This is a genomic window from Pseudoalteromonas sp. P1-7a (assembly GCF_001401855.1).
Classification (GTDB): Bacteria; Pseudomonadota; Gammaproteobacteria; order Enterobacterales; family Alteromonadaceae; genus Pseudoalteromonas.
The window spans coordinates 71,104-97,318 of record NZ_LKDU01000009.1 but is presented as its reverse complement, the minus strand read 5'-3'; the positions used below and the strand labels follow the sequence as shown (position 1 = coordinate 97,318).

Annotated in this window: 19 protein-coding genes; 12 read left to right on the top strand and 7 right to left on the bottom strand. The window is 40.1% G+C overall.

All coding sequences use genetic code 11. The features are described 5' to 3' along the window. The first annotated feature begins 38 nt into the window (after positions 1-38). The 8 genes from AN389_RS08340 to AN389_RS08305 all read left to right on the top strand — a co-directional run bounded on the left by AN389_RS08340 (position 39) and on the right by AN389_RS08305 (position 11,016). Entirely contained in the window at positions 39-1,106 is a 1,068-nt protein-coding gene (locus tag AN389_RS08340) for a glycoside hydrolase family 43 protein (protein ID WP_055019598.1), read from the top strand. A gap of 386 nt (positions 1,107-1,492) precedes the next feature. Continuing rightward, on the top strand, positions 1,493-4,522 hold the full coding sequence (locus AN389_RS08335) for a TonB-dependent receptor (protein ID WP_055019597.1): 3,030 nt from the start codon (positions 1,493-1,495) through the stop codon (positions 4,520-4,522). A gap of 177 nt (positions 4,523-4,699) precedes the next feature. Beyond that, positions 4,700-5,443 (top strand): SapC family protein, encoded by a 744-nt coding sequence (locus tag AN389_RS08330; protein ID WP_055019596.1) that lies wholly within the window; start codon positions 4,700-4,702, stop codon positions 5,441-5,443. Positions 5,444-5,453: 10 nt separating this feature from the next. Next, on the top strand, positions 5,454-6,464 hold the full coding sequence (locus AN389_RS08325; protein WP_055019595.1) for a cupin-like domain-containing protein: 1,011 nt from the start codon (positions 5,454-5,456) through the stop codon (positions 6,462-6,464). 22 nt (positions 6,465-6,486) lie between these two features. Beyond that, on the top strand, positions 6,487-7,971 hold the full coding sequence (locus tag AN389_RS08320; protein ID WP_055019594.1) for a tryptophan halogenase family protein: 1,485 nt from the start codon (positions 6,487-6,489) through the stop codon (positions 7,969-7,971). Between the two features lie 5 nt (positions 7,972-7,976). Further along, a complete protein-coding gene (locus AN389_RS08315; RefSeq protein WP_055019593.1) occupies positions 7,977-8,687 on the top strand; it encodes a DUF6445 family protein in 711 nt (236 codons plus the stop codon). Between the two features lie 7 nt (positions 8,688-8,694). Then, the gene (locus AN389_RS08310) at positions 8,695-9,516 is read left to right on the top strand and encodes a ThuA domain-containing protein (RefSeq protein WP_055019592.1); all 822 of its coding nucleotides are present in this window, start codon (positions 8,695-8,697) and stop codon (positions 9,514-9,516) included. Between the two features lie 219 nt (positions 9,517-9,735). Then, positions 9,736-11,016, top strand: coding sequence for a glycosyl hydrolase family 8 (locus AN389_RS08305; protein WP_055019591.1), 1,281 nt, complete (start codon positions 9,736-9,738; stop codon positions 11,014-11,016). Between the two features lie 153 nt (positions 11,017-11,169). Here AN389_RS08305 and AN389_RS08300 read toward each other — a convergent pair whose 3' ends face one another. Then, entirely contained in the window at positions 11,170-12,144 is a 975-nt protein-coding gene (locus tag AN389_RS08300; RefSeq protein ID WP_055019590.1) for an SMP-30/gluconolactonase/LRE family protein, read from the bottom strand. A 115-nt stretch (positions 12,145-12,259) separates the two neighbouring features. Here AN389_RS08300 and AN389_RS08295 point away from each other — a divergent pair, with 115 nt between their 5' ends. The 3 genes from AN389_RS08295 (at position 12,260) to AN389_RS08285 (ending at position 17,903) form a co-directional block, all read left to right on the top strand. Beyond that, positions 12,260-13,393: an endo-1,4-beta-xylanase gene (locus AN389_RS08295; protein ID WP_055019589.1), complete on the top strand. Its 1,134-nt coding sequence runs from the start codon at positions 12,260-12,262 to the stop codon at positions 13,391-13,393. A 583-nt stretch (positions 13,394-13,976) separates the two neighbouring features. Further along, positions 13,977-16,199 (top strand): endo-1,4-beta-xylanase, encoded by a 2,223-nt coding sequence (locus tag AN389_RS08290; RefSeq protein WP_055019588.1) that lies wholly within the window; start codon positions 13,977-13,979, stop codon positions 16,197-16,199. 366 nt (positions 16,200-16,565) lie between these two features. Beyond that, a complete protein-coding gene (locus AN389_RS08285; protein WP_055019587.1) occupies positions 16,566-17,903 on the top strand; it encodes a hypothetical protein in 1,338 nt (445 codons plus the stop codon). A 116-nt stretch (positions 17,904-18,019) separates the two neighbouring features. Here AN389_RS08285 and AN389_RS08280 read toward each other — a convergent pair whose 3' ends face one another. Beyond that, complete coding sequence (locus AN389_RS08280; protein ID WP_055019586.1) at positions 18,020-18,457, bottom strand: cupin domain-containing protein; 438 nt, start codon at positions 18,455-18,457, stop codon at positions 18,020-18,022. A gap of 14 nt (positions 18,458-18,471) precedes the next feature. After that, complete coding sequence (locus tag AN389_RS08275; RefSeq protein ID WP_055019585.1) at positions 18,472-20,319, bottom strand: DUF5060 domain-containing protein; 1,848 nt, start codon at positions 20,317-20,319, stop codon at positions 18,472-18,474. A 157-nt stretch (positions 20,320-20,476) separates the two neighbouring features. Between AN389_RS08275 and AN389_RS08270 the strand changes: the two genes are divergently transcribed. Continuing rightward, positions 20,477-21,616, top strand: coding sequence for an endo-1,4-beta-xylanase (locus AN389_RS08270; protein WP_055019584.1), 1,140 nt, complete (start codon positions 20,477-20,479; stop codon positions 21,614-21,616). A gap of 68 nt (positions 21,617-21,684) precedes the next feature. Here the strand turns inward: AN389_RS08270 and AN389_RS08265 are convergent, their stop codons facing one another. From AN389_RS08265 to tal, 4 genes are all read right to left on the bottom strand, one after another. Next, entirely contained in the window at positions 21,685-22,662 is a 978-nt protein-coding gene (locus tag AN389_RS08265) for an aldose epimerase family protein (protein WP_055019583.1), read from the bottom strand. A 13-nt stretch (positions 22,663-22,675) separates the two neighbouring features. After that, complete coding sequence (locus AN389_RS08260) at positions 22,676-23,059, bottom strand: hypothetical protein (protein WP_055019582.1); 384 nt, start codon at positions 23,057-23,059, stop codon at positions 22,676-22,678. A 107-nt stretch (positions 23,060-23,166) separates the two neighbouring features. Next, complete coding sequence (gene tkt, locus AN389_RS08255) at positions 23,167-25,185, bottom strand: transketolase (RefSeq protein WP_055019581.1); 2,019 nt, start codon at positions 25,183-25,185, stop codon at positions 23,167-23,169. 58 nt (positions 25,186-25,243) lie between these two features. Further along, positions 25,244-26,182, bottom strand: coding sequence for a transaldolase (gene tal, locus AN389_RS08250; protein ID WP_146258066.1), 939 nt, complete (start codon positions 26,180-26,182; stop codon positions 25,244-25,246). Positions 26,183-26,215 lie beyond the last annotated feature (33 nt).

The window sequence follows — 26,215 nt, the reverse complement described above, 5'->3', positions numbered from 1 at the left end:
TAAAAGCGCTAAGTGGGCAGGCAATACTAGGAGTAAAAATGCAAAATACAGCGCAATCAGCACCCCCATCTAATGGGTTAAGTGACGCTGAACTTAAACAGTTAAAAGACCTACAACGAGCCAACTCGTTAATACAAAACCACAATGTGTTAGTTGATCACATGTATACCGCCGATCCGTCTGCGCATGTGTTTAACGGCAAAGTGTATATTTATCCTTCGCACGACATTGAATCAAAAAATGAAATTAATGATAACGGCGACCACTTTGCAATGCGCGACTACCATGTGTTTTCGCTTGACGAAAGCTCAGGCAAAGCCATAGACCATGGCGTAGCACTTTGTGTAGACGACGTAAAATGGGCAAGCAAGCAAATGTGGGCACCCGATGCAGCGCATAAGCTTGGTCAGTACTACCTTTATTTCCCCGCGCGCGATCAGCAAGGTATTTTTAGAATTGGCGTTGCAAAAAGTGATAGCCCAACAGGTCCATTTAAAGCCGAAGACGATTACATTCAAGGGACATTTAGTATTGACCCTGCTGTATTTGAAGATGACGACTCAAGCCATTATTTGTATTTTGGTGGCTTGTGGGGCGGCCAATTACAAAATTGGCAAACCAGCGAATTTAATGAACAAAGCACGTATCCAAAAAATGGTGAACCTGCAATTCCTGCGCGCGTTGCAAAATTATCGCAAGATATGATCAGCCTAAGCGAAGACGTAAAAGAGGTTGTTGTACTAGATGAAAGCGGCTCGCCAATTACAGTATGCGATAACAACCGCCGATTTTTTGAAGGCCCTTGGGTACACAAACACAACGGTGTTTATTACTTTTCGTACTCAACGGGCGATACACACAAAATTGTATACGCTACGGGCGATAACCCTTACGGACCATTTACTTACCAGGGTGTTATTTTAAACCCTGTACTTGGTTGGACCACGCATCACTCAATTGTTAAGCACAATGGCGACTGGTTTTTATTTTATCACGACAGTACGTTATCGGGCGGGCAAACCCATTTACGCAGTATGAAAATGGCTAAGCTTGAGCACGACTCAAACGGAAAAATTCAAACAATAAGTCCATATGAACACGCTTAACAAAAATAGTTTTAAACAATGCAAATTATCTGCGTAAGCAAAGCTTAAGCTTTTATTTGCACAAAAAAGATGTAGTCAATGTGACCATTAATTTATTTTGTTAATGGTCTAAATAAGAGGAAGCTGAGGACATATGACAAAATGAAAATATTTTAAAGCAAAAATTAGCACAAAGAATTAGCATAAACGTGCTGTTATTTAATGGTTTTTAGTTAAGTAGCACATGTTTAAAACTGGTTGTGGTCTTTGTAAAACGTTTAAAACATACACACACAATAATTATTTATTGACCGTAAAATGAAACAAATAGTTTACAATTATGTTTCGAGTAACTCTTAAAGTCTTGCAGTACGTCAATAATAATTAAATAAGAAAAAGGCATCATGATGTTTAAGAAAAAGATAATTTCAACAGCCATACTCGCTGCAATGGGTACCGTTACGCTTCCTCACCAAAGCTACGCTGCCGAAACCGTTGTCGACGAAGATGTAGAAATAATACAAGTAACAGGCATTAGAGGTTCATTGCAGCGCTCTATGGATGTTAAACGCGACTCTTCTGGTATTGTCGATGCTATTTCGGCTGAGGATATGGGGAAATTTCCTGATACTAATCTTGCTGAATCGCTGCAACGTATTACCGGCGTATCAATTGATAGAGCGGGCGGTGAAGGTAGCCGCGTAACAGTACGTGGATTTGGACCTGCTAATAACTTAATTACTATTAATGGCCGCCAACTTCCAAATACAACAGGTGACCGTACATTTGATTTTGCTAATGTGGCATCTGAAAGCGTATCGGGCGTGCAAGTTTATAAAACATCAGACGCAAGTGTTACCTCAGGTGGCATTGGCGCAACTATAAACTTAACAACAAGCAGGCCTTTAAATAGCCCAGGTATAAAAGCATCGTTTGGCGTAAAAGCTGTAGACGATCAATCAACCGATGAGGGTAGTATTACACCGGAGGTAAGTGGTTTATATTCGCAAACATTTGGTGACGATAAATTTGGTATATCTATTTCAGGTAGCTACCAAGACCGTGAAAGCGGTATGCAACAGTTTATTCAAGATCAAGGCTACAGAGCATCTGATTACACAAATACAGGGTGGGGCGGTGTACCTGCAGGCGCAGAGGGCGGAGCAAACAGACCTACATCAGGTATTTATTCAAACCCGCAACAACCACGTTATGTGTTTGAAGAACGCCAACGTGAACGTGTAAATGGCCAGCTAGTTTTTCAATATCAACCTGTTGAAAACATTACAGCAACCCTTGACTACACTACGTTTAGAACAACCGTTGAAGAGCAGCACACTGATGCGTCAGTTTGGTTTAACTACGCAGGCGATAGAAGTGAATCTGTTTGGGCGGGCGAGCCTAACGCGTATCCACTTATTTACTCAGAAATTTATGACATTCAAAGTGATGCTGATTACCGCGATACGTCGCTTACGGTAGGTTCTTGGGGTCGCGAAGAAAAAACAGATTCACTAGGCTTTAATCTAGAATGGGCAGTGTCTGATCAGCTTAACCTAGAGTTTGATCACCACAGTTCAAAAGCATCAATGAAAGCAACTGATCCACGCCACGGTACACGTAACAATATTCAGTTACCGTCGTACACACGTTCGCGCTCAGGGCTTGATTTAACTGGCGACTTACCAGGTATTGCAATTGGTAACATTGAAAACTTTAACCCAAGTACTATGCGTTTATCGGGTAGCTGGTTTGCAAACGATAAATACGATTCAGAAATCGATCAAACGCAAATTTCGGGCGACTTCTACATTGACGACAACCTAAGCATTGACTTTGGTGTTGCGGTTAATAAAGTAAATAACCATTACCGTCATACGCAAGTACAGCGCCCAGATTGGGGTGGTGTTGGTGTTGAGGGTGACTTTGCTGATATTGATTGGCGCCAAGATACTATTTTAGATAAGTTTCAAGCTAAAGCGGGTAACTTTGAAGGCACTGCAACACAAGGCGAATACGATTTATTTAATACAATCTTTTTTGCCGACTTTGATGCGATTGTAAATGCAGCAGAGTACGCAGATCCTATTGCTAACGTAGATAACCTTTATGGTGATTGTAAAGCAGCCGACGGCGCAGCAGCAGGACCAAACGGCGAAGGACAATTTTGTGCCTCAACTGACTGGGATGCAGCAACAAACCGCTTTACGGAAGAAAAAACGCAGTCTGCTTTTGCTCAAGTAAATTACAAAGGCGAATTGAGTGGCATGTTTTTCGACCTGCAAATTGGCTTACGCTACGAAAAAACAGACGTATTTTCTAAAGCAACAGCACCAGGTTACAGCCGCGTAGAGTGGAACGAAGATACAGCTACATCAGTAACCGGTGTTACCGGCATTGAAACGCTAAGCCAGTCGGCAGATTACAGCCAGTTCCTGCCAAATATTAACTTTAATATTGAAGTTGTTGAAGATGTAATGATTCGCGCAGCAGCGAGCAAAACTATTTCAAGAGCGGGTTATGGCCAACTACAAGGCGGTACAACTATTAATACCGGCGGTAGCTTAAGTGGTTATTCGGGTGGCTCTGGTAACCCAGGACTTAAACCGCTTGAATCAATTAACTATGACTTATCAAGTGAATGGTATTACGGCGAAGGTAGCTATATTTCGTTTGGTTACTTTAAAAAAGACGTAACAAATTGGATCACTACAGGTACTATCGACTCAAATATATTTAACTTAGCTGATCCATTAAATGGTGAAAAGTTTAGAGCTGCTACAGCGGCACTTGGCGCTAATGCATCTAACGAAGATATCAGAACCTATATATTTGAAAACTTTGCTGATGATCCAAATGTACAACCTAAATTTGATGAAGATGGCGAGTTAGACGGCGGCACAATTGTTGGTGACCCAGACTCAGATGATCCAATTAACTTTAGAATAAACGTGCCTGTAAATGGCGACCAAGAATACACCATTGATGGCTTTGAATTTAATATTCAGCATTTATTTGGTGAGTCAGGCTTTGGCGGTATTTTTAACTACACTATGGTTGACTCGGGTCTTGAATACGACAACGACTCGCTAGAGGATACAGAAGCACTTGTAGGGTTAAGTGATACTGCAAACGTAGTGTTCTTTTACGATAAAGAAGGCTTACAAGCACGTATTGCGTATAACTGGCGCGACTCGTTTTTAAATGAGCGTCGTGTAAACGGCGATTTAACCGCACCAATTTACACTGATGAGTATTACCAAATAGACTTTAACGTAAGTTACGAAGTACCCGCAGTAGAGGGACTTACCGTATTTATTGAAGGTATAAACATTACTGACGAGTACGTAACATCGTACGGGCGTAAGCAAGAGCTGATTTATAACATCACTCAAACAGGCTCTCGTTACGGTTTAGGTGTTCGTTATAATTTTTAATAAATTACTCTTGTAGCAACCTTATAAAAGCCGCATTTTGTGGCTTTTTTATTTGCCTAAATTAACCTAGTAATAATAATATCCAGCTGTTATAGTCAATATGAATTTAACTTATTAGTTACATTTAATATGTAGCAATAGGTAAAGGCATACAACAACAATTGGAGCACACAATCCATGGCCAATCATGCATTATTAAATAATGTTGAACATCAGCATTTAAAAATAAACCCTGCACGCAGCACACACCTAGGTGATGGGGTTTGGTATAGCGAAACATTTGTGAGCGAATTTAGAGTCGCTCAAGCACATTACCCAATATTTTTTATAAAAGACGATATAACAAATACATTTTTGCCGGTGTGTTTGTACGGCATAAATAAAGACGAAAACTTATTTTTAGTAAACCAGCAATGGCAAGCACACTATATTCCACTAAGTATGCAGCGACTGCCTTTTGCTATCGCGACTCAAAATACAATGCAAAACGGTGTGGCAACGCAAGAGCGCATGCTTAGCATTGATTTAGACTCGCCAAAAGTGTCAACAAAGCAGGGTATTAACTTATTTTTAGAACACGGCGGGAATAGCGATTACCTCGAAAACATAATAAATGTGCTCGACAACTTGCATCATGGTTTACAACAAAATCAGCCATTTATTAAAACTTTGATTAAACATGGTTTGCTTGAATCAGTATCGCTAGAGCTTGATTTAGTAAACGGGCTTAAACATAACTTACTTGGTTTTTATACCATCAACGAAGACTCACTTAACCAGCTAAGTAGCGATGCAATTGCAGAGCTGCATTCACAAGGGTATTTAGCGTGTATATACATGATCATTGCATCTCAAGTACATGTGCGTGATTTAGTGGCGCTTAAAAACGAGCAACTTAAGCTACAAAAGCACGCGGTATAAGTGCTTAACAATGGAAAATTTATCAAATAATATTCAAACGCTAAGTGGCTTAACTCCCAGCACGTTACCCAAGGAGCTTTTAAACTCGCCTGTGCCTATTGTACTAAAAGGGTTTGTGAGCGATTGGCCCTTAGTTATTGCTGCTAAAAAGTCAGACAGTGCAGCGATTGATTATTTAACGCCGTTTTACGAAGGTTTTTTAGTTAACACTTGCACAATACCCGCCAGTCAAAGCGGGGTTGTAGGATATAACCCCGATTTGAGCGGTTTTAATTTTACTAATCAACAAGCGGCATTGATTAATGCGCTTGAGCAAATAGCGCAAAGTGCTAATAACCCGCAAGCCGACACCTTATACATTGGCTCTACTAGCATTGCACAATGCTTGCCTGGTTTGGTTAATCACTGCCAAGTTAACGCATTAAACGAAGGCTGTTTATTTAATGTATGGGCAGGCGGAAAAGTTACCGTACCAGCACATTACGACGTAGCGCAAAATTTAGCATGTTGCGTTGCAGGTAAAAGGCGTTTTACATTATTTGCCCCCGATCAAATAGATAATTTATACATAGGCCCGCTTGATAAAGCACCCGGTGGTCAGCCAATAAGCTTAACCACCACAACTGCGCCCAACTTCACGCAATACCCTAAATTTGAGCAGGCAATAAAAGCGGCAATTACCGTTGATCTTGAAGCAGGCGATGCCCTTATATTATCCAGCATGTGGTGGCACCAAGTACAGGGGCTTGGCAGTTTAAATATACTGTTTAATTATTGGTTTAAAAATACGCCAGCGGTGTATGGGCAGCCTACTAATGCACTTCACCTTGCTATTTTAAATATACGTAATTTACCAAAGCATGAGCGCGCCGCATGGCAACGTTTGTTTAATTACTATGTATTTAACGACAACGAATTTGCACATATACCAGAGCCCGCACAGGCTATTTTAACAAAGCCAATGGATGAGCTTACAGCGCGTAAATTAAGAGCCCAATTACAAAATAAATTAAGACGCTAAGCGTACTAGTAAGGTTTGAATTATGAATCAAAATGCAATTAAAAAAATCGTAATAGCAGGTGGCGGCACCGCTGGTTGGATGTGCAGCGCAGCAATGGCAAAGCTGCTAGGTAAAAATATTGAAATATGCTTGGTTGAATCCGATTTAATACCTACCGTAGGGGTCGGAGAGTCAACTATTCCTACGCTGCATATATTTCATGATTTACTAAAAATTAGTGAATCAGAATTTATGGCAGCCACTAATGCCACGTTTAAATTAGGCATATCGTTTGAGGGCTGGAAACAAAACCAGCAAAGCTACTTTCACTCATTTGGTTATGTGGGGCAAGGCTGTTGGGCTGCGGGTTTTCAGCACTTTTGGCTAAAAGGCATGCAACAAGGTGTTGCAGCCGATATTGGCGACTATTGCACAGAGCACGTAGCAAGTCGTTTGGGTAAATTTGCCGTAGTGCCGAATCAAGACCGTAACCATGCTTATCAATTAGATGCAGGTTTGTACGCTAAATTTTTACGTAATTTTGCACAGCAAAACGGCGCTAAACGTATAGAAGGCATGATAAGCAAAGTTAACCTAGAGCCCACTAATGGCTTTATAAAATCGCTTACTTTAGGTGACGGGCAAATTATTGAGGGCGATTTATTTATAGATTGCACCGGCTTTAAAGGTTTATTAATAGAGCAAGCGCTACACACCGGATACGAAGATTGGAGCCATTGGCTCCCGTGCGACAGCGCAGTAGCAGTACAAACCGAATTAGTAAGTCCAATAGTGCCATATACGCGTGCAATGACACATAAATGTGGTTGGCAGTGGCAAATACCGTTGCAAAGCCGCCGTGGTAATGGCTTAGTGTTTTGTAGTAAATACATGAGCGATGATGAGGCAAAAACAGCGCTACTCAATAACGTAGAAGGCAAACTGATTAATGAGCCGCGCGTTATTAAATACCGCACCGGTACACGGCGTAAACATTGGAACAAAAACTGTGTAGCTATTGGCTTAGCAAGTGGTTTTATTGAGCCGCTTGAATCAACCAGTATTCATTTAATTCAGCAAAGCATTATAAGATTAATGCAAAACATGCCAACCAAAGCAATCGAGTCGTGCTATCAAGATGACTTTAACAACAAAATGCGCTTTGAAGCCGAAAACATTCGCGACTTTATTGTGCTGCATTACCATGTAACACAGCGCACCGACAGCGACTTTTGGCGTTACTGTAAAAACATGCTAATTCCAGAGTCGCTTGCCAAACGCATTGAGCTATTTAAGCAAAGTGGGCATGTTTATAAAGCAGAGCAAGAGCTATTTGGTGAAGCCTCGTGGTTACAAGTGATGTTAGGGCAAGGGCTAGTGCCGCAAAATTATCACCCAATTGTTGATAGCATGAGCGATGATGAGCTTAAACGATTTTTAGAATCAATAAAAAATCATGTGGCTAAAAAAGCAAATAGCTTACCGAGTCACATTGATTTTATTAATCATTATTGCAAGGCTAAGTAAGTATTATGCTAACACTTGGCAATAACTTACAGCCGCAGTATGAGTTTATAGGGCAAGAGCAAACGCCAATTATTATAATTGACGACTACCTGAGTGTGCCGCAAAAACTTATAAACTTAGCTAAAAGTGCTGAGGACAACAGTGGCGAGTTTAAGCCTGACGAACTCACTCAATACCCTGGTTTACGCATGCCGCTGCCAAAGCAATGTGTGGTTGATTACTTAAAGCCGCTTATACAGGGTTTTTATACCGTATTTAATATTGAGCAAACATTTACCCCATACCCAAAAGATAATACCTTATCGTTAATTACTAAAACGCAGCAGCAGCTATCACCAATACAAACCTTGCCACACTTTGATACCAACGATCCTAACCTAATTGCCATTATTCATTACCTTGGCGAAGGCGAGCATGGCGGCACTGGGTTTTTTAGGCATAAAAAAACAGGGTTTGAAACAATCAGCACAAAGCGCAAAAACACGTATTTAACACATGCTCAGAAATACCTTGAATTAGATAATGCAAAGCCTAGTTACTGCACCACGCAGCACAGTGAGTTTGAGTGCTACAAGCACATAGAATATAAGCCAAATAGGCTTATTGTGTTTCCTGGGTATTTGCTGCACACCAGTTTACTTAACACGTCTACCGATATTTCATCGTGTCCACAAACAGGGCGGCTAACGGCTAATATGTTTGTTCATTTTAAATAGGAATACTATGTCTTTTTCTTTATCTAGATTCGCATATAAGGGTTGGCTATTAAGCTTTGTTGTATTGGCACTGAGTATGGCAACAGTGCAAAAAAGTAATGCTACAGGGTTTGATACCCTCCCTAAAAAGCAATTTAATGTGCTGCTATTTACAAAAACCGCAGGGTGGCACCATAAGTCGCAAACCGAAGGCGTTAAAGCGCTAGAAGGCTTAGCCGATAAGCACTTTTTCAACTTAATTTGGCACGAAGAAAGCCATTATTTTAACGACGATTACTTAAAAAATGTTGATGTAGTAGTGTTTTTATCAACCACAGGCGATATTTTAAACCCAAAAGAGCAAGCCGCGCTTGAGCGATTTGTAAAAGCAGGTAAAGGCTTTGTTGGTATTCATAGCGCATCAGATACCGAATACGACTGGGCGTGGTATCAAAGGCTGGTGGGGCGCACCTTTAACATTCATCCTGTTATTCAAACTGGCGTACTACGTAAAGTACCTAATACTCGCTTTATTGGCTTAAACCATATGCCGCAGGAAATGCTTTGGACAGACGAGTGGTACGAATTTGGGCCTGAGCTAACTAAGTTAAACTACTTACTCACAGTTGATGAGCAAAGTTACAATCCAACTGCCGATTGGGGTAATAACAAAACAGGCTCAGGTATGGGGGCGTTTCATCCTATTTCGTGGTATCACAATTACGATGGTGGTCGATCATTTTACACAGCCCTTGGACATACTAATGCGGTGTATAAAAGTGAGTTTTTATCCGAGCATATTTATGGCGGAATTTATTGGGCTGCAACGGGTAAAGGGTTAAAAAAGTAGCAATTAATAAATAACCAATAAATACGCTTTTAACACTATTTGTGTCGATTTAGGCTGCTTTTTTAAGCGGCCTTTTATATTTTAAACACTTCTTAAACACCTCACATATCTCACTTAGTTTATAAAATAAACAAATAGTTTTGAGAACCTCTTGATCAAATGGTCATAAAGACTATATTGAATTTGCACGCTGATATAATTCAAATAAAGAGGATAAACATGAAAGTATTTTTTAAAATAACAACTTTATTATTAACGCTAATAAGCTATCAATCACTTGCAGCATTTAATAATAGCCCATCGAGTGTAGGCGCCGACAGTTCAGGAGCATACCGTAACCTCGCACAAGAAATGGGTAAAACAAATATACAGCAAAAAGTGAATAGTACTTTTGATAATATGTTTGGCTATAACAACACTCAACAACTTTATTACCCGTACACCGAAAACGGTGTTTATAAAGCACACTATATAAAAGCAATTAACCCGGACGAGGGCGACGATATAAGAACAGAAGGGCAGTCGTGGGGAATGACCGCCGCTGTCATGCTAAACAAACAGCAAGAGTTTGATAACCTATGGCGCTTTGCAAAAGCGTATCAAAAAAATCCAGACAACCACCCTGATGCAAAAAAACAAGGCGTTTACGCGTGGAAACTAAAGCTTAATCAAAACGGCTTTGTTTATAAAGTAGATGAAGGCCCCGCTCCCGATGGCGAAGAGTACTTTGCTTTTGCACTACTTAATGCTTCCGCTCGTTGGGGGAATTCGGGTGAGTTTAACTACTACAACGATGCCATTACCATGTTAAACACAATTAAAAATAAGCTGATGGAAAACCAAATAATCCGCTTTTCACCTTACATTGATAACCTAACAGACCCTTCTTATCACATACCTGCGTTTTATGACTACTTTGCAAATAACGTAACTAACCAAGCAGACAAAGCTTACTGGCGAGAAGTAGCCACAAAAAGTAGAACCTTACTTAAAAACCATTTTACAAAAGTAAGTGGCAGCCCGCATTGGAACTTACCTACATTTTTATCGCGCTTAGATGGCAGCCCTGTTATTGGCTACATTTTTAACGACCAAGCAAACCCAGGTCAATGGTATGAATTTGATGCATGGCGCGTAATTATGAATGTGGGTTTAGACGCGCATTTAATGGGTGCTCAAGCATGGCATAAAAGCGCAGTAAATAAAGCACTGGGCTTTTTAAGTTATGCAAAAACTAACAACAGTAATAACTGTTACGAGCAAGTGTATTCGTACGGTGGAGCGCAAAACAAAGGCTGTGCAGGCGAAGGTCAAAAAGCCGCGAATGCAGTAGCGTTACTTGCTTCAACAAACGCTGGGCAAGCAAATGAGTTTTTTAACGAATTTTGGTCTTTATCGCAACCAACGGGTGACTACCGTTACTATAATGGTTCGTTATATATGTTAGCTATGCTGCATGTATCGGGCAATTTTAAGTTTTATAACAACACGTTTAATTAAAATAACACTACCTAAGTAGCAAAAACCTAAGTAGCAAAAGCTTAGGCAGCAAAAACTTAAATAATAAAAAACCGGTGTAACCAAGTTACACCGGTTTTTGTGCTTAACGAGTGAGCTTAACTTTCTCTTTAATACGTTGCTTAACTAATTTAGCTAATTAGCCAAACCCGCTACTTTTACATCAAGCGTAAACAAACCCTTAGCGGTGGTTATTAATAACGTTTTGCGATTTTTACCACCAAACGCAAGGTTAGTTACATTAGGGCCCAGTTCAATTTTATCGATATATGCGCCACTTGGCGTATAAATATTAATAACGCCTTTTTTGTGGCTGCTTACGTAAATATTGCCAGCTGAATCTACTTTTATACCATCGGGCGAGGTTACTTTAATAAAGTCTTCGCGCGGTGAAATATCACCGTTTTCATCAATAGTGTATTTGCTGACGCGGTTACTAAAGTCGCCAACATAAAGGGTACGTTGATCAGGCGAGAGTGCAACACCATTGGGCTTTTCAAGAGTAGCGTCAATTAAACTAAGTGTGCCCATATTGCTTAACTTATACACACCGGTATAAGGCATTTGCTGAGTGCGTTCGCCTAGTTGCCAATTAGGATCGGTAAAAAATATATCGCCATTTCTATGCATAGTCATATCGTTTGGCGAGCTAAAGCTTAGCCCATCAAATTTATTGACTATTACGGTATTGGTCTTACTTTTTATATTAATTTTAGAAAGCGACTGCGTACTATGGTTAAGCGTATAGAGGTTCTGCCCTTTGGCATACAAGCCGTTTGTACCACTGTGTTTTAAATAAGTGGTGAGGGTATTGGGTAGCACTAATTTATAAATGGTCGAATCAGGGCCAAGCGCTTGCGAGCTAGCAAAGTTCATTTCTGAAAAATAAAACGCATTGTCTTGGTTTGACCACGTTGGGCCTTCTAAAAATAATAAATTGTCACTAACAAGTGTGGGTGTTACGCCCTTTATTAATGGCGACTGCTTATTGCTTTGGCTGTTTACAGCGGTTAACAAAGGTGTATTTTCAGGTTGTTGTGCCAGCGCTGCTTTATTAAAACAGAGCATTAATACAACTAAGCTTAGCGTTTTTTTGTGTGTTTTTAGCATAGACGTTTACTCAGGTTTGTTTAATTTACAATTAATGGTCACTTTGACTATATCATTTATTTTTTTCGTTGTATGATATTTATCGAAAATAATAACGATTCAACGGAGCACACACATGCATAAAAAACACACACTCAGCCTGCTTTTACTTGCAGGGTCATTAAGCGTAAACGCTGCACAAGACCAAGCTCTTAAAAACACCTTTACAGACTCATTCAAAATGGGGGTTGCTGTAAATCAAGATATAGTGACAGGCAAAAACGCAGCCGCGCAGTCAATTATTGCTAAGCAATTTAATACAGTCACCCTAGAAAACGCCATGAAAGCAGAAGTAATTTACCCACAGCAAGGTAAGGTTGATTTTAGTGGTGCAGATGCCTTTATAGATTTTGCCAAGCAAAATAACATGTTTACGGTAGGGCACACCTTAGTGTGGCATAACCAAACGCCTGACTGGTTTTTTACAAATAGCAAAAATGAGCCAAATACCCCAGCAGAGCAGCTCGAGCAAATGCGCAAACACATAGAACTTGTAGCAGGGCGCTATAAAAGCAAAGTAGATGCGTGGGATGTAGTAAACGAAGTGATTGCTGATGACGGCTCTTATCGCCCAACTGTGTGGGTTAACCGCGTAGGTGATGGCGATACGATGGTAAAAGCCGCGTTTAAATACGCCCAGCAGTATTCACCTAATACTGAGCTTTATTACAACGACTTTAATGCATGGCGACCAGAAAAAAGAGACGGCATTATACGTATGATCAAAATGCTGCAAAAAGAAGGTATTCGAATCGACGGCATAGGCATACAAGCGCACTGGGGGCTTAATTTTCCTAAAATGCAATATATTGAACAAGCCATTGACGCCTACGCCGCGCTGGGTATAAAAGTGATGATCACCGAGCTTGATATAGACGTGCTGCCGTTAACAAAAGAGGGGCAAATTACCGGCACCGATATGATGAAACCACAATTTCAGCTAGAAGAGTTTGAAACCTACCTTGACCCATACAAAAATGGCTTGCCAAGCGACGTAGAAGCGCAACTAAACGCCCGTTATAAAGCCTTATTTGAACTGTTCTATGCAAAACGCGACAAAATAGACCGCGTAACCTTTTGGGGATTACACGATGGTATGTCGTGGAAAAACGACTACCCAATCCCAAACAGAACAAACTACCCATTACTATGGGATCGTAATTTAAATCCTAAGCCAGTTATTAAAACCATTGCTGAAGTAGTTCAGTAAACTGAATTGTGTAGCCCAAGCCGAGTATTTAAAAGTACTCGGCTTTTTTGTTTGGAAATTTCCACATAGGGGCTAATAAAAGTCACTTTACTAAGCGATGAGCTGGCAATCCTTAAACTTACCTAAGTAACACAAGCGCAAGTATCACTTACACCTTCTATTTAATTATTTTTCTCAAACTCAAACTCAAACTCAAAGCAAACGCAATATGAAGCGGGTAAAATTTTAGTCTTGACCCTTATTGTTAAGTGGACTATAACAATGTTGGTTTTAAGTTGATTTTATAATTGCATATTCACACACACGATATAAAACAATAAATTTTAATTTAAACCTTAACTATAACTCGATGATTTTAATCTTATATTTGTACTCTTATACAAGGTAAATATTAACGTTTGAAGAGATATTAAAATAATAAATATAAATGACTGTTTGTTTTTCTAATTTGTAGTAGTCACGTTGAATAATAGCTTTTGATGATGCAGTAGAAATACTCTTATCATATTTTATTCACTCATATGGCTTTACTGCACCTAGCTTAAAAACGACTCATTTATTGCTTTAGTCTAAGGAATAAAAAATGAATAAATCGATTTTTCGTAACACCGGATTAGTTACCTTAGTGTCACTTTTAATGGCGTGCGGGGGGAATAATAAAGATACACCGGTGCCTGAACCCATACCTGAAGTAGTAGCCCCTGATACTCCAGAACCTGAAGCGCCAATAGCAGCTGAAATAACAAATGGTGGGTTTGAAGAAGACACCGCAGGTCAAACAATACCTGTCGGAAATTGGGTATTTAGACCAGATCAAGAATCAAGCGCAACTTCTACTATAGAAGTAATAAAATCCGAAGAAGGCGTTAATACTTACAAAGGCACAAAAGCAGCTGAGGTTATTGTTAATACATTGGGTGACAACCCTTGGGGTATTGAAATAGCTTATGAAGACCTTCCTATCACCGGTGGTAAAAATTACGAGTTTAGCGTTTGGGCCAAAGGTGAAGAGGGAACCAGTGCCGATTTTTGGATTCAAACTCCTGCACCAGATTATGGTCAACTTAGCCTAGTAAAAGAAACACTCACAGGCGAGTGGCAAAAAATAACATTAATAGCTGCAACGGCCGAAGCTGACTCTTTAGTAAGGCTGGCAATTCACTTTTCAAAAGAAGAGAACATTAACAAGTCTATATACCTAGACGAATTTTCAGGGTTTATTTTAGACGATGTCCCAGCAGAAGAAATACCTGATGTTCAATACAGCGAAGTGACAGCACAAAGTTTAAAAGCATTAGGACCTAATTTTAATATTGGCGTGGCTGTGCCAGCGGGTGGATTTGGTAACAGCATAATAGACAGACCAGAGATTAAAACGATTATTGAAAAACATTTTAATCAACTCTCTGCTGAAAACATTATGAAGCCTACCTATTTACAACCAACCCAAGGTGAATTTTTTTACGATGATTCTGATGAGCTAGTTAACTACGCCAAAGACAACTCACTCACGGTACATGGTCATGTTTTTGTATGGCACTCTCAAATTGCGCCTTGGATGCAAAGTTTTCAAGGTGATAAAGCCGCGTGGATAACCATGATGGAAAATCACATCACTCAAGTTGCCACTCATTTTGAAGAAGAAGGCGATAACGATACCGTAGTTAGCTGGGATGTAGTTAACGAAGCGTTTATGGAAAACGGTAAATACCGTGGTGAAAAAACCACAAGTGACAGTGCCGACGAATCTGTGTGGTTTGAAAACATAGGTGCAGAATTTTTACCGTTAGCCTATAAAGCAGCAAGAGCAGCCGACCCCGATGCCGACTTATACTACAACGATTACAACCTGATTTGGAACGCCGACAAATTAGATGCCGTTATATCTATGGTTAACGATTTTCACAACAATGGCGTGCCTATTGATGGTATAGGGTTTCAATCTCATATTTCACTTAACAGCCCTGACATTTCAACCATTCAGGCACACCTTCAAAAAGTTGTCGATATTCGCCCTAAGATAAAAGTGAAAATTACCGAGCTAGATGTTCGTATGAACAACGAAGGCGGCATTCCTCTAACTTACTTAACAAGTGAAAGAGCGGATGAACAAAAGCAGTACTACTACGATATTGTTAAAACATACCTAGAAACGGTACCTGAAGATCAACGAGGTGGTATTACTATTTGGGGCGTAATTGACGAGGATAGTTGGTTACAAAACTGGCCAGCGCCAACAACAGAATGGCCGCTATTATTTTTTAATGACTATACAGCAAAGCCTGCCTTACAAGGATTTGCTAATGCATTAAAAGAGCTCATTGAAGTAGCTGAGCCAGCACCTTCATCAGAACTGCTAAGTAATGGCGACTTTGAAGCTGGGCTTGATTCATGGCAAGCCCGTGGCAGTGCAAGCATTACCTTAGATGCAACCCAAGCCCATAGTGGTAATAATAGCGCTTTAGTACAAGGGCGAACTGAAACATGGAATGGCATACAAAAGGATGTAAAAGGCTTATTTACAGCAGATAAAACCTATAATGTATCTGCATGGGTTAAGTTATCTGACGACAGCACAACAGTGTCGCCAGATATAAAACTAACGCTACAAATAGAGCACACTAGCACCGAGTACCTTGAGCTTACACCCGTTACTACCGTTAACGCGGGTGACTGGGTTCAGTTATCAGGTACTTACACACATTCAATTACAACGCAGGAAAGCGCCGCTTTACTTTATGTTGAGTCAAGTGAACTCACCGCTGACTTTTATGTGGATGATGTATCGGTCACTTTGGTTGAATAATAAACCAAACTAAAAGTAATTAACCCCAGATTAAATAGTCTGTATTTTTATACAGACTATTTTTTCGTGGGCTTTAATTTTTTTATGCAAAGCGCAGTAGGGTAGCCAACGTTACTTTCTGGGGTTGTGTGATAGCGCTTAAATAAAACGATTGCAGATGAAGTTAAGTAAACCGCATTGTGTAGTCAAAGCCGAGTATTTTTAAATACTTGGCTTTTTTGGAAATTTTATTATTGACTAGCTATAAACATGTAGTCTGAATTCATGATCTTTATAGTTATGTAATTGGGCTGTTTTTAATTAGAAAAAGGTTGATTTTATTTGATAAAATCGTTTTGATCTTATAAAACAAATACGGATGTTTAAGTGAGTAAGAATGTATTTAATAGCAAAAATTTAGGTGAATATTACTTTTTTTTGCATTATATCGAGTTAGATGATGAAGTGATGATGATTCCAGCTCAACGAGCTAGTCAGGTTGTATTACAGCAAACAAATAACTTAAGCGCAGAAGAGATATTATTTTTGAAGACATACCTGCATGAGACGACGCATCTGCTTGATTCATCTGCCTCAATATGGGGGATTGAGTATAGTATCAGGCTTATTAACTGTCTTAATGATATGAGCAATACAAAATCCATGGAGGTATTTGCAACTAACCATTCAGAAATAGAATTACATACCGATTTACTATTGTCTAACGAAAGAGAGTATTTCGAATACAGAGAAATGCGTTCGGTGCTTTCTTATGATATTAGTCATGGTGTTCACTTACAGTTTCATTATTACAATAATAAACATATCCTTTCTCATAAAACGCCTGTGAGCATGTTATCAGTATTAGAAGGTCATGCTTTCGCTGTTGAACAATTAAAAGAAATTGAAATATATGAAAATAAAAATGATATTGTTTCGTTAAAATTATTAGAAAGAGCCTATTTAAAAACATTACATAATCCTCTTAGAACAGAATATACTTGCTTATTAGCTTTTTCGGAGCAAATTTATCCCAATAAGACTTTTAAAGAAAAGCTGATTATTTTGGACTTTACATGTCGCTTTTGTCTCAACATACCAAGCATTGGATTTCCTTTCCCTAGCTATTATATTGATGGACTGTTTAGAAACTCGGATGAGAAATTAGTCAGTTCTCTAAAGATGGATCTTAGTAGAGGCATGAATCGTTCTTCACTGTTGTGTCTTATTTTAATTGTTCTCAAATACTCATTCGATGAAGTACAGATAAATGAAGATGATACGTTTGAAAGTCAGGTCGAAGATAGGGTTTTTGATATCTTTCGACAAGGAAATCAAACGTTGAAACAGTGCAAGCAGTCACTTCTGTCACTTTGGGAGGTAGAATATGATTTAGGGTGTAAATTACTTGATGAAAAAGGATTTGAGCTAGCTAATAAATTAGCAATATTAAATAAAGGCTATTCTTGGAATAAGTTTGATCATATAACTGCAGCACTTCCAGAAGTTGGATTAGTTACTGGTTCTTTTATAAATGCTAAGAACCCAATAAAGTTTGATATGGAACAGCATTTTTATAAATATTTCGATGCTGCTGATCAATTGATAAAATCACTTCAAAACATAAATAAAAAGAAGCAACATTTAAATCCTAATACCGCACATGCTTGGCTAAATGATATTAACGAAGGGAAAAATTCTTTTATAAAATTTTATGATGAATAACCCAAAATAGCCTGATCTTATATCAGGCTATTTTTCCTCTAAAAGCGAAGCGTCTCTTAACCTCTTTGGGCATAATTCCCTTAATCTATTTCACTTAAAACTAAAAAATCACCAACCTACTTAGCCTGATACCTCACTACCACAAATTTAAGCGGCACATCGCCGTTGTTATAAATGCCGTGTACGTCATTAGGGGCTGCAAATAAAATATCTCCAGTATGAGCTGGCTGACTTTTGCCATTAAGCGTCCACGTGCCAGAGCCTTCAAGAATCATTAAGTATTCTTCATCAGGATGCTGGTGGGCAGGGTGTATTTCGTTATTAGGTTTAATAACGGCAACGCCCGTAATAGCGCCTTTGGTGAGTGGTGTATCGCCATAAAAGTAAGTATGAAAATCGCCGCCTTCGTAATGAGTAATGTGCGCGTCCTTTTGACTCACAATAGCTGATGTAAGTTGTGTGGGTTTCTCTGCTGCGTTTGCAGGCAATGCAATGGTGGCTGCGGTTGTAAGTAATACGCCGGTTACACAATGTTTAACTGTTAAATGATTCATGGTTGTTATCCTTATTATTTAGCGCTTAGGTTAATTAAATAAACCCAGTCGTTATTAGGTGTGTTGGGTGGTGTTGCCAGTTGTGTACTCGTTGGGGTATTTATACAAAAGCGTTTGCCGTTTATGTAGTTGTTAGTTCGTGGGTTAAACCAGTCGAGGGTATAACACGCATTTGGTAATGTGACCTGAGCTTGGCTTGGGTTACTAAAATAAAATAAGTAAAACGCTGAGTTATCACTCAACGCCCAGCCTGTTTTTGTAAGCTCAGGGGCTGGTGTAAGCTTTGTAAAAGGCACGTATTTTTGAAAAAACGCAACAGCGTTGGTCATCGCTAAATAGTAATCTTTGTATGGCGTTAAATCTTGCTCTGTTAAGTCGCCGCCACCGCCTAAATAAAACTCAATACCTGCGCCACCTGCCATAAATGTGGCCCACACGTTACTTTTACGCCACGTATCTACATTGTTTGCATACTCGTAAATATAGGCCTCGTCCATGGTGATCACCCACGGGTGAGGGTTGTTTTGAGTAAGCTGGCGGTACTTTAAAACATCGCCGTAAGTGGTGTTAGTTTTAAGTTCACCTTGTAAGCTTGCCCTTGTGTAGGCGGGGTAGCCCAAAATGTTGTCGTTTGGTTTATCGTAAATGTGGTAGTCGAGCGACGGGCCATTGTGTACAACAATATGCTCAGGATAGTAGGTGAGTGATTGGAAGTAATCGGCAAATTGCTTTCTTTGTTTTGTGGTATTAGCTTTTTGTTGTTTATCGTCGCCGCTTGGATCTTGCCAGCCGTTTTCTTCGCCTATATTCCACGTGGTTGCTAAATGATAGCCAAAGCGGGCAAATAACTCGCGATAGTAAATTTTACGACTAACAGCAAAGTCGTTTTTAAGCTGGCTTTCGTTCCATTCAAACAGTGATTCGTTTTCGGTTTCGCTCATTACAAAGTGAGTCATTATGCCTTTTTGCTGCATGTGGCTAAATACAATATCCCACTGAGCTAATTTAGATACATCGTAGCGTGTGGTTTGGGTTTTGCTAAGCCATGGCCAAACTTGGTCTCCATCGCCGTAGGCGTTCATGGTTAAAAAGTAATACGCGTTAATGTTAAGCGACGCTAAATAATTTATTAGCCCAATAATGCCTTTGGAAGATTGATGACTGCTGTTATCAGTCTCTGTATTAATTGTTTGCCATGTAGGGTCGCTATTTTGCCAATGCTTTATGTGCGCTTGGTAGTTACGCTTTGTGGGAGTGGCATCAAACCCTGAAAAGCCAAGCAGCACTTCGGGGCTGTTAGCACCGGCTTTTAAAAAGTACTCTTTTGAGCCATTAAACTGCAAATAGGGTTTATTAATGTATTCAAGCTTACCTTTGCTTTTAAAGTCTTTACTGCTGGATGATTTAGTGGCGGCGGTAACATTAAACTCGCCTGTTTGTTTATCAAAAAAACCGGCTGATTGCTCATTTGTAACAGTATTTAATGGCACGCTTGCGATATTACGGCCTTTAACAAATGAGAGTGTATAGCGCCATTTGCCAAGTTCGTTGGGCGAAAACAAAACCTGCCATTTGTTGCCTGCTGTTGCATGTGTTTGAGCAGTGTTTGCATCGGCTGCATAATATCCAGGTACTGTATATTGCCTGTTAGTGGGGCTGGTAAATGTTGCATCTAAGCGGTAGTCGGTAAAGGGGTTAGGCGTGGCAAGCTCGCTGGTGTGCGGGCCTTCAAGGGTTAAGCTTAATTTATGCCAAATAGGCACGTGAGTGCTGGTTTGATCTGCTCGAATTAGGGCGCTGAATATAAATGAGGCGAAAAATGCGCTAATTAACAGAAGTCGTTTTATTGTTATTTTTTTCATGTGTGTCCTTGCTAATTTTGTTGCTAGTAAAGGGTGTGATTAAGGAATGTATGCTGTGTTATTTTCGTTCAGTCTATTTTAATAAAACGTTGTTGTCAAAAAGACTATATGGTGTTAAGTTTACGTTGCACACTAAAAAACACACAACAGGTACATCATGCATAAAAATAAATTTACGATTGCTATTTTATTAGGAATGTCGAGCCTTGCACTTGGCTGTAATGGCTCAGCAGAGCAAAGTAAACCAACATTAAAAGCGCCGGAGCAATTAACGCTTAAAGCGCAATTTAAAGACCACTTTAAAATAGGTACAGCGATTAGCCGAGACCAAATATTAGGGGCTTTGCCTGAAGATTTAAGTGTGGCTAAAGCGCAATTTAATACCTTTACGCCAGAGAACTCAATGAAGTGGGAGCGTATACACCCAGAGCTAGAAACCTATGATTTTGAAGCCGCTGATGCGTTAGTTCAGTACGCACAAGAGAACAACCAAGAATTAGTTGGGCACACATTAGTGTGGCATTCGCAAACTCCTGACTGGGTTTTTGAAGACGAACAAGGCGAGCCGCTAACCCGCGATGCATTACTTAAGCGTATGCAAAACCATATTAATGCAGTTGCAGGGCGCTATAAAAACCGTATTTTTGCATGGGACGTGGTAAACGAAGCACTTAACGAAGACGGCACACTGCGTGAATCTAAATGGAGCACCATTATTGGTGACGACTTTATAGAATATGCGTTTAAATACGCTAAGCAGGCAGCGCCTAATGCCAAGTTATATTACAACGACTATAACTTGTTTAAGTCAGAAAAAAGAGCTGGTGCAATTGCGCTTATTAAAAACTTGCAAAATAAAGGTATTCAAATTGATGGAATTGGTATGCAAGCGCATTATTCGCTTGATAACCCAGAGCTTTCGTTAATGGAAGACTCTATTGTCGCATACGCTGCCACAGGTATTGATGTGATGATAACCGAGCTTGATATTTCGGTATTGCCATTCCCTGAAGGTGAAGAACAAGGGGCTGATATTTCGTTAGATATTGCGCTGCAAGAGCGATTTAACCCATACCCAGATGGTTTGCCTAGTGAAGTAAACACCCAGTTAGGCGAGCGCTATAAAGCCGTGTTCGACATACTTAAAAAACATGACGACAAAGTAAGCCGCGTTACTTTTTGGGGCATAAGCGATGCACGCACTTGGCGCAACGATTGGCCAATGCAAGGGCGCACCGATTACCCATTATTAATTGACCGTGAGCTAAAACTTAAAAGCTTTGTAAGCGATTTATAATCGCACTAAACATTTAACCTCCCGCAAAGGATCGCTTAATAGCGATCCTTTTTTGGTTTATAAAATAGCTATTTTTTATTAGTTTTAGTTAAGCAGTAACTAATATGCGTTTGCAAAGGCACTTGAGGTGTTAAATAGCTAAATGGGAAGTGTGGGTTATTAGGGCTGTCGGGGCAAAATTGCGGCTCTAGGCAAATACCGTCAAATTGGTTAAACGGGCTTTTTAAATGCTGCCCTGTATAAACCTGAATAGCAGGGTAGTTAGAAAGCACACTCAGCATTACTTTTTCATCAGCGCTTGTAAGCGTTACGTGTTGCTTATTGGTTTGCAGATTAAGTACTTGCTCGGTTACAAAGTTATGATCGAGTTTATCGGTTTTATTAAGCACCCGCGCATTTGTGTAGTCAAAAGTTGTATTTGCTACAGGGGCTATTAAACCTGTGGGAATGGCGTTTGTATCTACGGGGGTATAATGCGCGGCGGCCAGTTTTAATGTATGCCCTTGTGCGCTGTTAGTAATGCCATTTAAATTAAAATATGGGTGCGCTGTTGGCCCTGCAATGGTTTTTTTATTACTGGTAATCGTAAATTTAATATCAAGATTACTTTGGTTTTTACTGTTAGTGGTAAAGGTATACAGCACGTTAAATATAGTTTTACCGGGGTAGCCGTTGTATCCATCGGGTAGGGTAATACTTAAACTTAATGCATTTTTTTGATGATAATCGAGCTGCCAAAATAAGTCGCTTAATGCTTTTTGGCCGCCGTGAAGTTGGTTTACGCCTTCGTTTTTATTAAGTACATAGGTTTTATCATCAATGTTTATTTGGGCGTTACTTAGCCTGTTTGCATAAGGGCCGGCTACAGCGCCTAAGTAAAACGTGTCGTTTAAATAGTCATTAATATTAGAATAGCCAAGTATAATATTTCGTTTTTTATTATCAACATGGGTAATCCAGCTGGTAAGCCGGGCACCGTAGTTAATAATAGAAATAGTGTCGTTTGCTTCATTACTTAGTGTGTATTGAACAATTGAAGTTGTCATGTTGGTTACTCTTTTAATTGTTCGTTCTGGCTTTTTTAATTTCTTCTTTTACGATTGGGTACAGATCGTATGTTGGATAAAACTCAGTGCTGTAGGCTTTCCAGCCATAACGTTTAATCGATAAATTTACTTTTGGTAATAACGCTGCTGGAAAGCGCAAGGTAACAACTTGCCCTATGCTCATCATTACTTTCCAAGATTCTACTGTTGCGCCTTCTGGCGGGAAGTGTTTGTAAAAGTTAGCGTTGTTGAGTATTTCTTTTATTTCAGAGAGGTTTTTTGATTGGTCGTGCTTTAAAAAAATCGTTAGCATTAGTTCATCATTTTGCTCGTCACTTGCCCATGCGTTAAAACTAGTACTTGCACTAAAAAGTATAATTAATAGTAAATATTTCATAGTTCACCTTTGTTAGTTAATTATAAAAATGCGCGGAGCTTTGAAAGGCTTAGCGCATTAATTGGATAAAGTTTGGATTATTTAGCGCATTACGCGTACTAAATATATTAAGCGTTGGCTTTAATTAACGCCTGCGCGGTGCTCACTACGTTTTGGGTGGTAAAGCCAAAATGCTCTAATAACACATTACCTGGCGCCGACTCACCAAAAGTGCTCATACCAATTACTTTGCCTTGTAAGCCAACATATTTAAGCCAGTAATCTTGCTGTGATGTTTCAATTGCAATACGGTTTGCTACCGAGTTTGGCAATACACTTTGCTTGTAATCGTCTGATTGTAGATCAAACAATGTGGTGCTTGGCATTGATACCACACGCACTGCAACGCCTTGTGCTGTAAGCTCTTTTGCGGCTTGCATTGCTAAATCAACCTCAGAGCCTGTTGCAATTAAAATAAGCTCAGGCGCTTTATTGCATTCGCTAAGAATATAGCCGCCTTTTTCTATGTCGCTAATTTGCTGAGCGCTGCGTGGCTGGTGGTTTAGCCCTTGGCGACTAAAAATAAGCGCTGTAGGTTGCTGCTGATTTTGTATCGCGTTTTTCCACGAAACGGCAGTTTCTACTGCATCACACGGGCGCCATGTGACTAGGTTTGGCGTCATACGTAGGTTGGCTAGTTGCTCAATAGGTTGGTGAGTTGGACCGTCTTCACCTTGACCAATAGAGTCGTGGGTATACACAAATATATTTTGAATACCCATAAGTGCCGACATTCTTACTGCGTTACGGGCGTATTCCATAAACATTAAAAATGTAGCACCGTAATTAATAAAACCACTGTGCAGTGATATGCCATTCATAATGCCGCTCATACCAAACTCGCGCACGCCATAAAACAGGTAATTACCGCTGGCGTCATCTGCGCTTATGCCTTTAGAGCCAGACCACAGCGTTAAGTTAGAACCGGCTAAATCGGCAGAGCCACCCAGTAACTCTGGTAAATGCGGGGCAAAGGCTTCAATGGTGTTTTGCGAGGCTTTTCGGCTGGCAATGTTAGCGGCGTCATTGTTGCACTGTGCAATATAGTTGTTTGCAATAGCTTCGAAGTTGTCAGGAAGGGTGCGTTTAATTACGCGGCGCTCAAATTCTTTGCCAAGCTCTGGGTGGCTTTTGGTGTAGTCGCGAAACAGTTGCTGCCATTGTTTTTGTTTTTTATCACCGCTTTGTTTAGCGTCCCAATGGGCGTAAATATCATCGCTGATACTAAATGCTTCATTTGGTAGGTTTAAAAATTTGCGTGCAGCAGTTATTTCGTCATTACCTAATGGCGAGCCATGGCAGTCGTGCGAGCCTGATTTATTTGGTGAGCCAAATCCAATCACGGTTTTACAACAAAGTAGGGTGGGTTTATCGCTCACTTGTTTTGCTTGTTCAATGGCGCTTGCAATTTGCTCTGGGTCGTGACCGTCTATATCTGTTATTACATGCCAGCCGTAAGCGTCAAAGCGTTTAGCGGTGTCGTCGGTAAACCAGCCCTCAACGTGTCCGTCGATAGATATGCCGTTATCGTCCCAAAAAGCAATAAGTTTACCCAGGCCTAATGTGCCTGCAAGCGAACATGCTTCGTGCGATATGCCTTCCATTAAACAGCCATCACCCATAAAACAGTAAGTGTAATGATCAACAATATCAAAACTCTCTTTGTTAAATTGTGCTGCTAGGGCTTTTTCGGCAATGGCCATACCTACTGCATTTGATACACCTGCGCCAAGCGGACCTGTGGTTGTTTCGACACCAGGGGTATAACCGTATTCAGGGTGGCCTGGGGTTTTTGAATGCATTTGTCTAAATTGTTTAAGCTCGCTAAGTGGTAGTTCGTACCCGCTTAAATGCAATAAAGAATAAATAAGCATAGAGCCGTGACCGTTACTAAGTACAAAGCGGTCTCGGTTTGGCCAATTTGGATCGGTTGGATTGTGGTTTAAAAAATCGTTCCACAGTACTTCGGCTATATCGGCCATACCCATAGGTGCGCCCGGATGCCCTGAGTTTGCTTGCTGTACCGCATCCATACTGAGTGCGCGAATGGCATTAGCAAAAGGCGCACGAGAAGAAAGTTGAGTCATGTATTACCTCAAATAAAATTAAAAAAGCCCGCACTTTATGTGGCAGGCTTGAGGGAAATTAGTTTAGTAAGTCTTCAACCAATTTAGCCAAAATACGCTGATCTTTGGCAAAGTTACGAATACCTTCACCGAGCTTTTCGCTGGCCATTGGATCTTCGTTGTGCTGCCATAAAAATTGCTCGTGAGTGAGTGGGGTTATGTCGCTTTGCGGTGCTTTGGCAATGTTTGTAGCGTTAAGCTTTGTAACCAGCTCACCTTCTTGGCTTTGTAAATCATTGAGTAATGAAGGCGAGATAGTCAGTAAATCGCAGCCAGCAAGTTCGATTATTTCCTGAATGTTTCTAAAGCTTGCGGCCATTACCACGGTTTTATAATCGTACTTTTTATAGTACTGATAAATACGTGTAACCGACTGCACACCAGGATCTTCGATTGGGGTGTATTCTTTATTATCGCGGACTTTGTACCAATCAAGAATACGCCCAACAAACGGAGATATAAGCGTTACGTTAGCTTGTGCGCAGGCAATGGCTTGAGCCATCGAAAAAAGCAGCGTTAAGTTACACTTAATGCCTTCTTTTTCTAACTGCTCGGCGGCTTTAATGCCTTCCCATGTTGAAGCAAGTTTAATAAGTACGCGGTCTTTTGAAATACCCGCTTGCTCGTAAAGTGAAATAAGCTTACGCCCTTTGGCAATACTTTCTTGGGTATCAAACGATAAACGCGCATCTACTTCGCTCGATATACGCCCAGGTATTACTTTTAGTATTTCACAGCCAAAGTTAACAATAAGTTGGTCGCAAATAGCGTCAACGTCTTTGCCAGCTTTACTTATAGCGTCTTCAATTAAATGTTTATATTGAGGTAATTTTGCAGCTTGTAAAATTAACGAAGGATTGGTTGTTGCATCAACCGGTTGTAGGGCTTTGATTGACTCTACATCGCCACTGTCGGCAACGACTGTGGTTACTTTTTTGAGTTGTTCTAACAAGTTCATAATGATGTACGCCTCGGCTTTAAAACCGAGGCG

Bases quoted from the DNA above. Each gene is read 5' to 3' on its own strand.
- tkt (WP_055019581.1), bottom strand. From the start codon at position 25,185: ATGACTCAACTTTCTTCTCGTGCGCCTTTTGCTAATGCCATTCGCGCA.
- AN389_RS08340 (WP_055019598.1), top strand. From the start codon at position 39: ATGCAAAATACAGCGCAATCAGCACCCCCATCTAATGGGTTAAGTGAC.
- AN389_RS08335 (WP_055019597.1), top strand. From the start codon at position 1,493: ATGTTTAAGAAAAAGATAATTTCAACAGCCATACTCGCTGCAATGGGT.
- AN389_RS08290 (WP_055019588.1), top strand. From the start codon at position 13,977: ATGAATAAATCGATTTTTCGTAACACCGGATTAGTTACCTTAGTGTCA.
- AN389_RS08310 (WP_055019592.1), top strand. From the start codon at position 8,695: ATGTCTTTTTCTTTATCTAGATTCGCATATAAGGGTTGGCTATTAAGC.
- AN389_RS08315 (WP_055019593.1), top strand. From the start codon at position 7,977: ATGCTAACACTTGGCAATAACTTACAGCCGCAGTATGAGTTTATAGGG.
- AN389_RS08305 (WP_055019591.1), top strand. From the start codon at position 9,736: ATGAAAGTATTTTTTAAAATAACAACTTTATTATTAACGCTAATAAGC.
- AN389_RS08265 (WP_055019583.1), bottom strand. From the start codon at position 22,662: ATGACAACTTCAATTGTTCAATACACACTAAGTAATGAAGCAAACGAC.
- AN389_RS08330 (WP_055019596.1), top strand. From the start codon at position 4,700: ATGGCCAATCATGCATTATTAAATAATGTTGAACATCAGCATTTAAAA.
- AN389_RS08275 (WP_055019585.1), bottom strand. From the start codon at position 20,319: ATGAAAAAAATAACAATAAAACGACTTCTGTTAATTAGCGCATTTTTC.
- AN389_RS08270 (WP_055019584.1), top strand. From the start codon at position 20,477: ATGCATAAAAATAAATTTACGATTGCTATTTTATTAGGAATGTCGAGC.
- AN389_RS08280 (WP_055019586.1), bottom strand. From the start codon at position 18,457: ATGAATCATTTAACAGTTAAACATTGTGTAACCGGCGTATTACTTACA.
- AN389_RS08325 (WP_055019595.1), top strand. From the start codon at position 5,454: ATGGAAAATTTATCAAATAATATTCAAACGCTAAGTGGCTTAACTCCC.
- tal (WP_146258066.1), bottom strand. From the start codon at position 26,182: ATGAACTTGTTAGAACAACTCAAAAAAGTAACCACAGTCGTTGCCGAC.
- AN389_RS08300 (WP_055019590.1), bottom strand. From the start codon at position 12,144: ATGCTAAAAACACACAAAAAAACGCTAAGCTTAGTTGTATTAATGCTC.
- AN389_RS08260 (WP_055019582.1), bottom strand. From the start codon at position 23,059: ATGAAATATTTACTATTAATTATACTTTTTAGTGCAAGTACTAGTTTT.
- AN389_RS08320 (WP_055019594.1), top strand. From the start codon at position 6,487: ATGAATCAAAATGCAATTAAAAAAATCGTAATAGCAGGTGGCGGCACC.
- AN389_RS08295 (WP_055019589.1), top strand. From the start codon at position 12,260: ATGCATAAAAAACACACACTCAGCCTGCTTTTACTTGCAGGGTCATTA.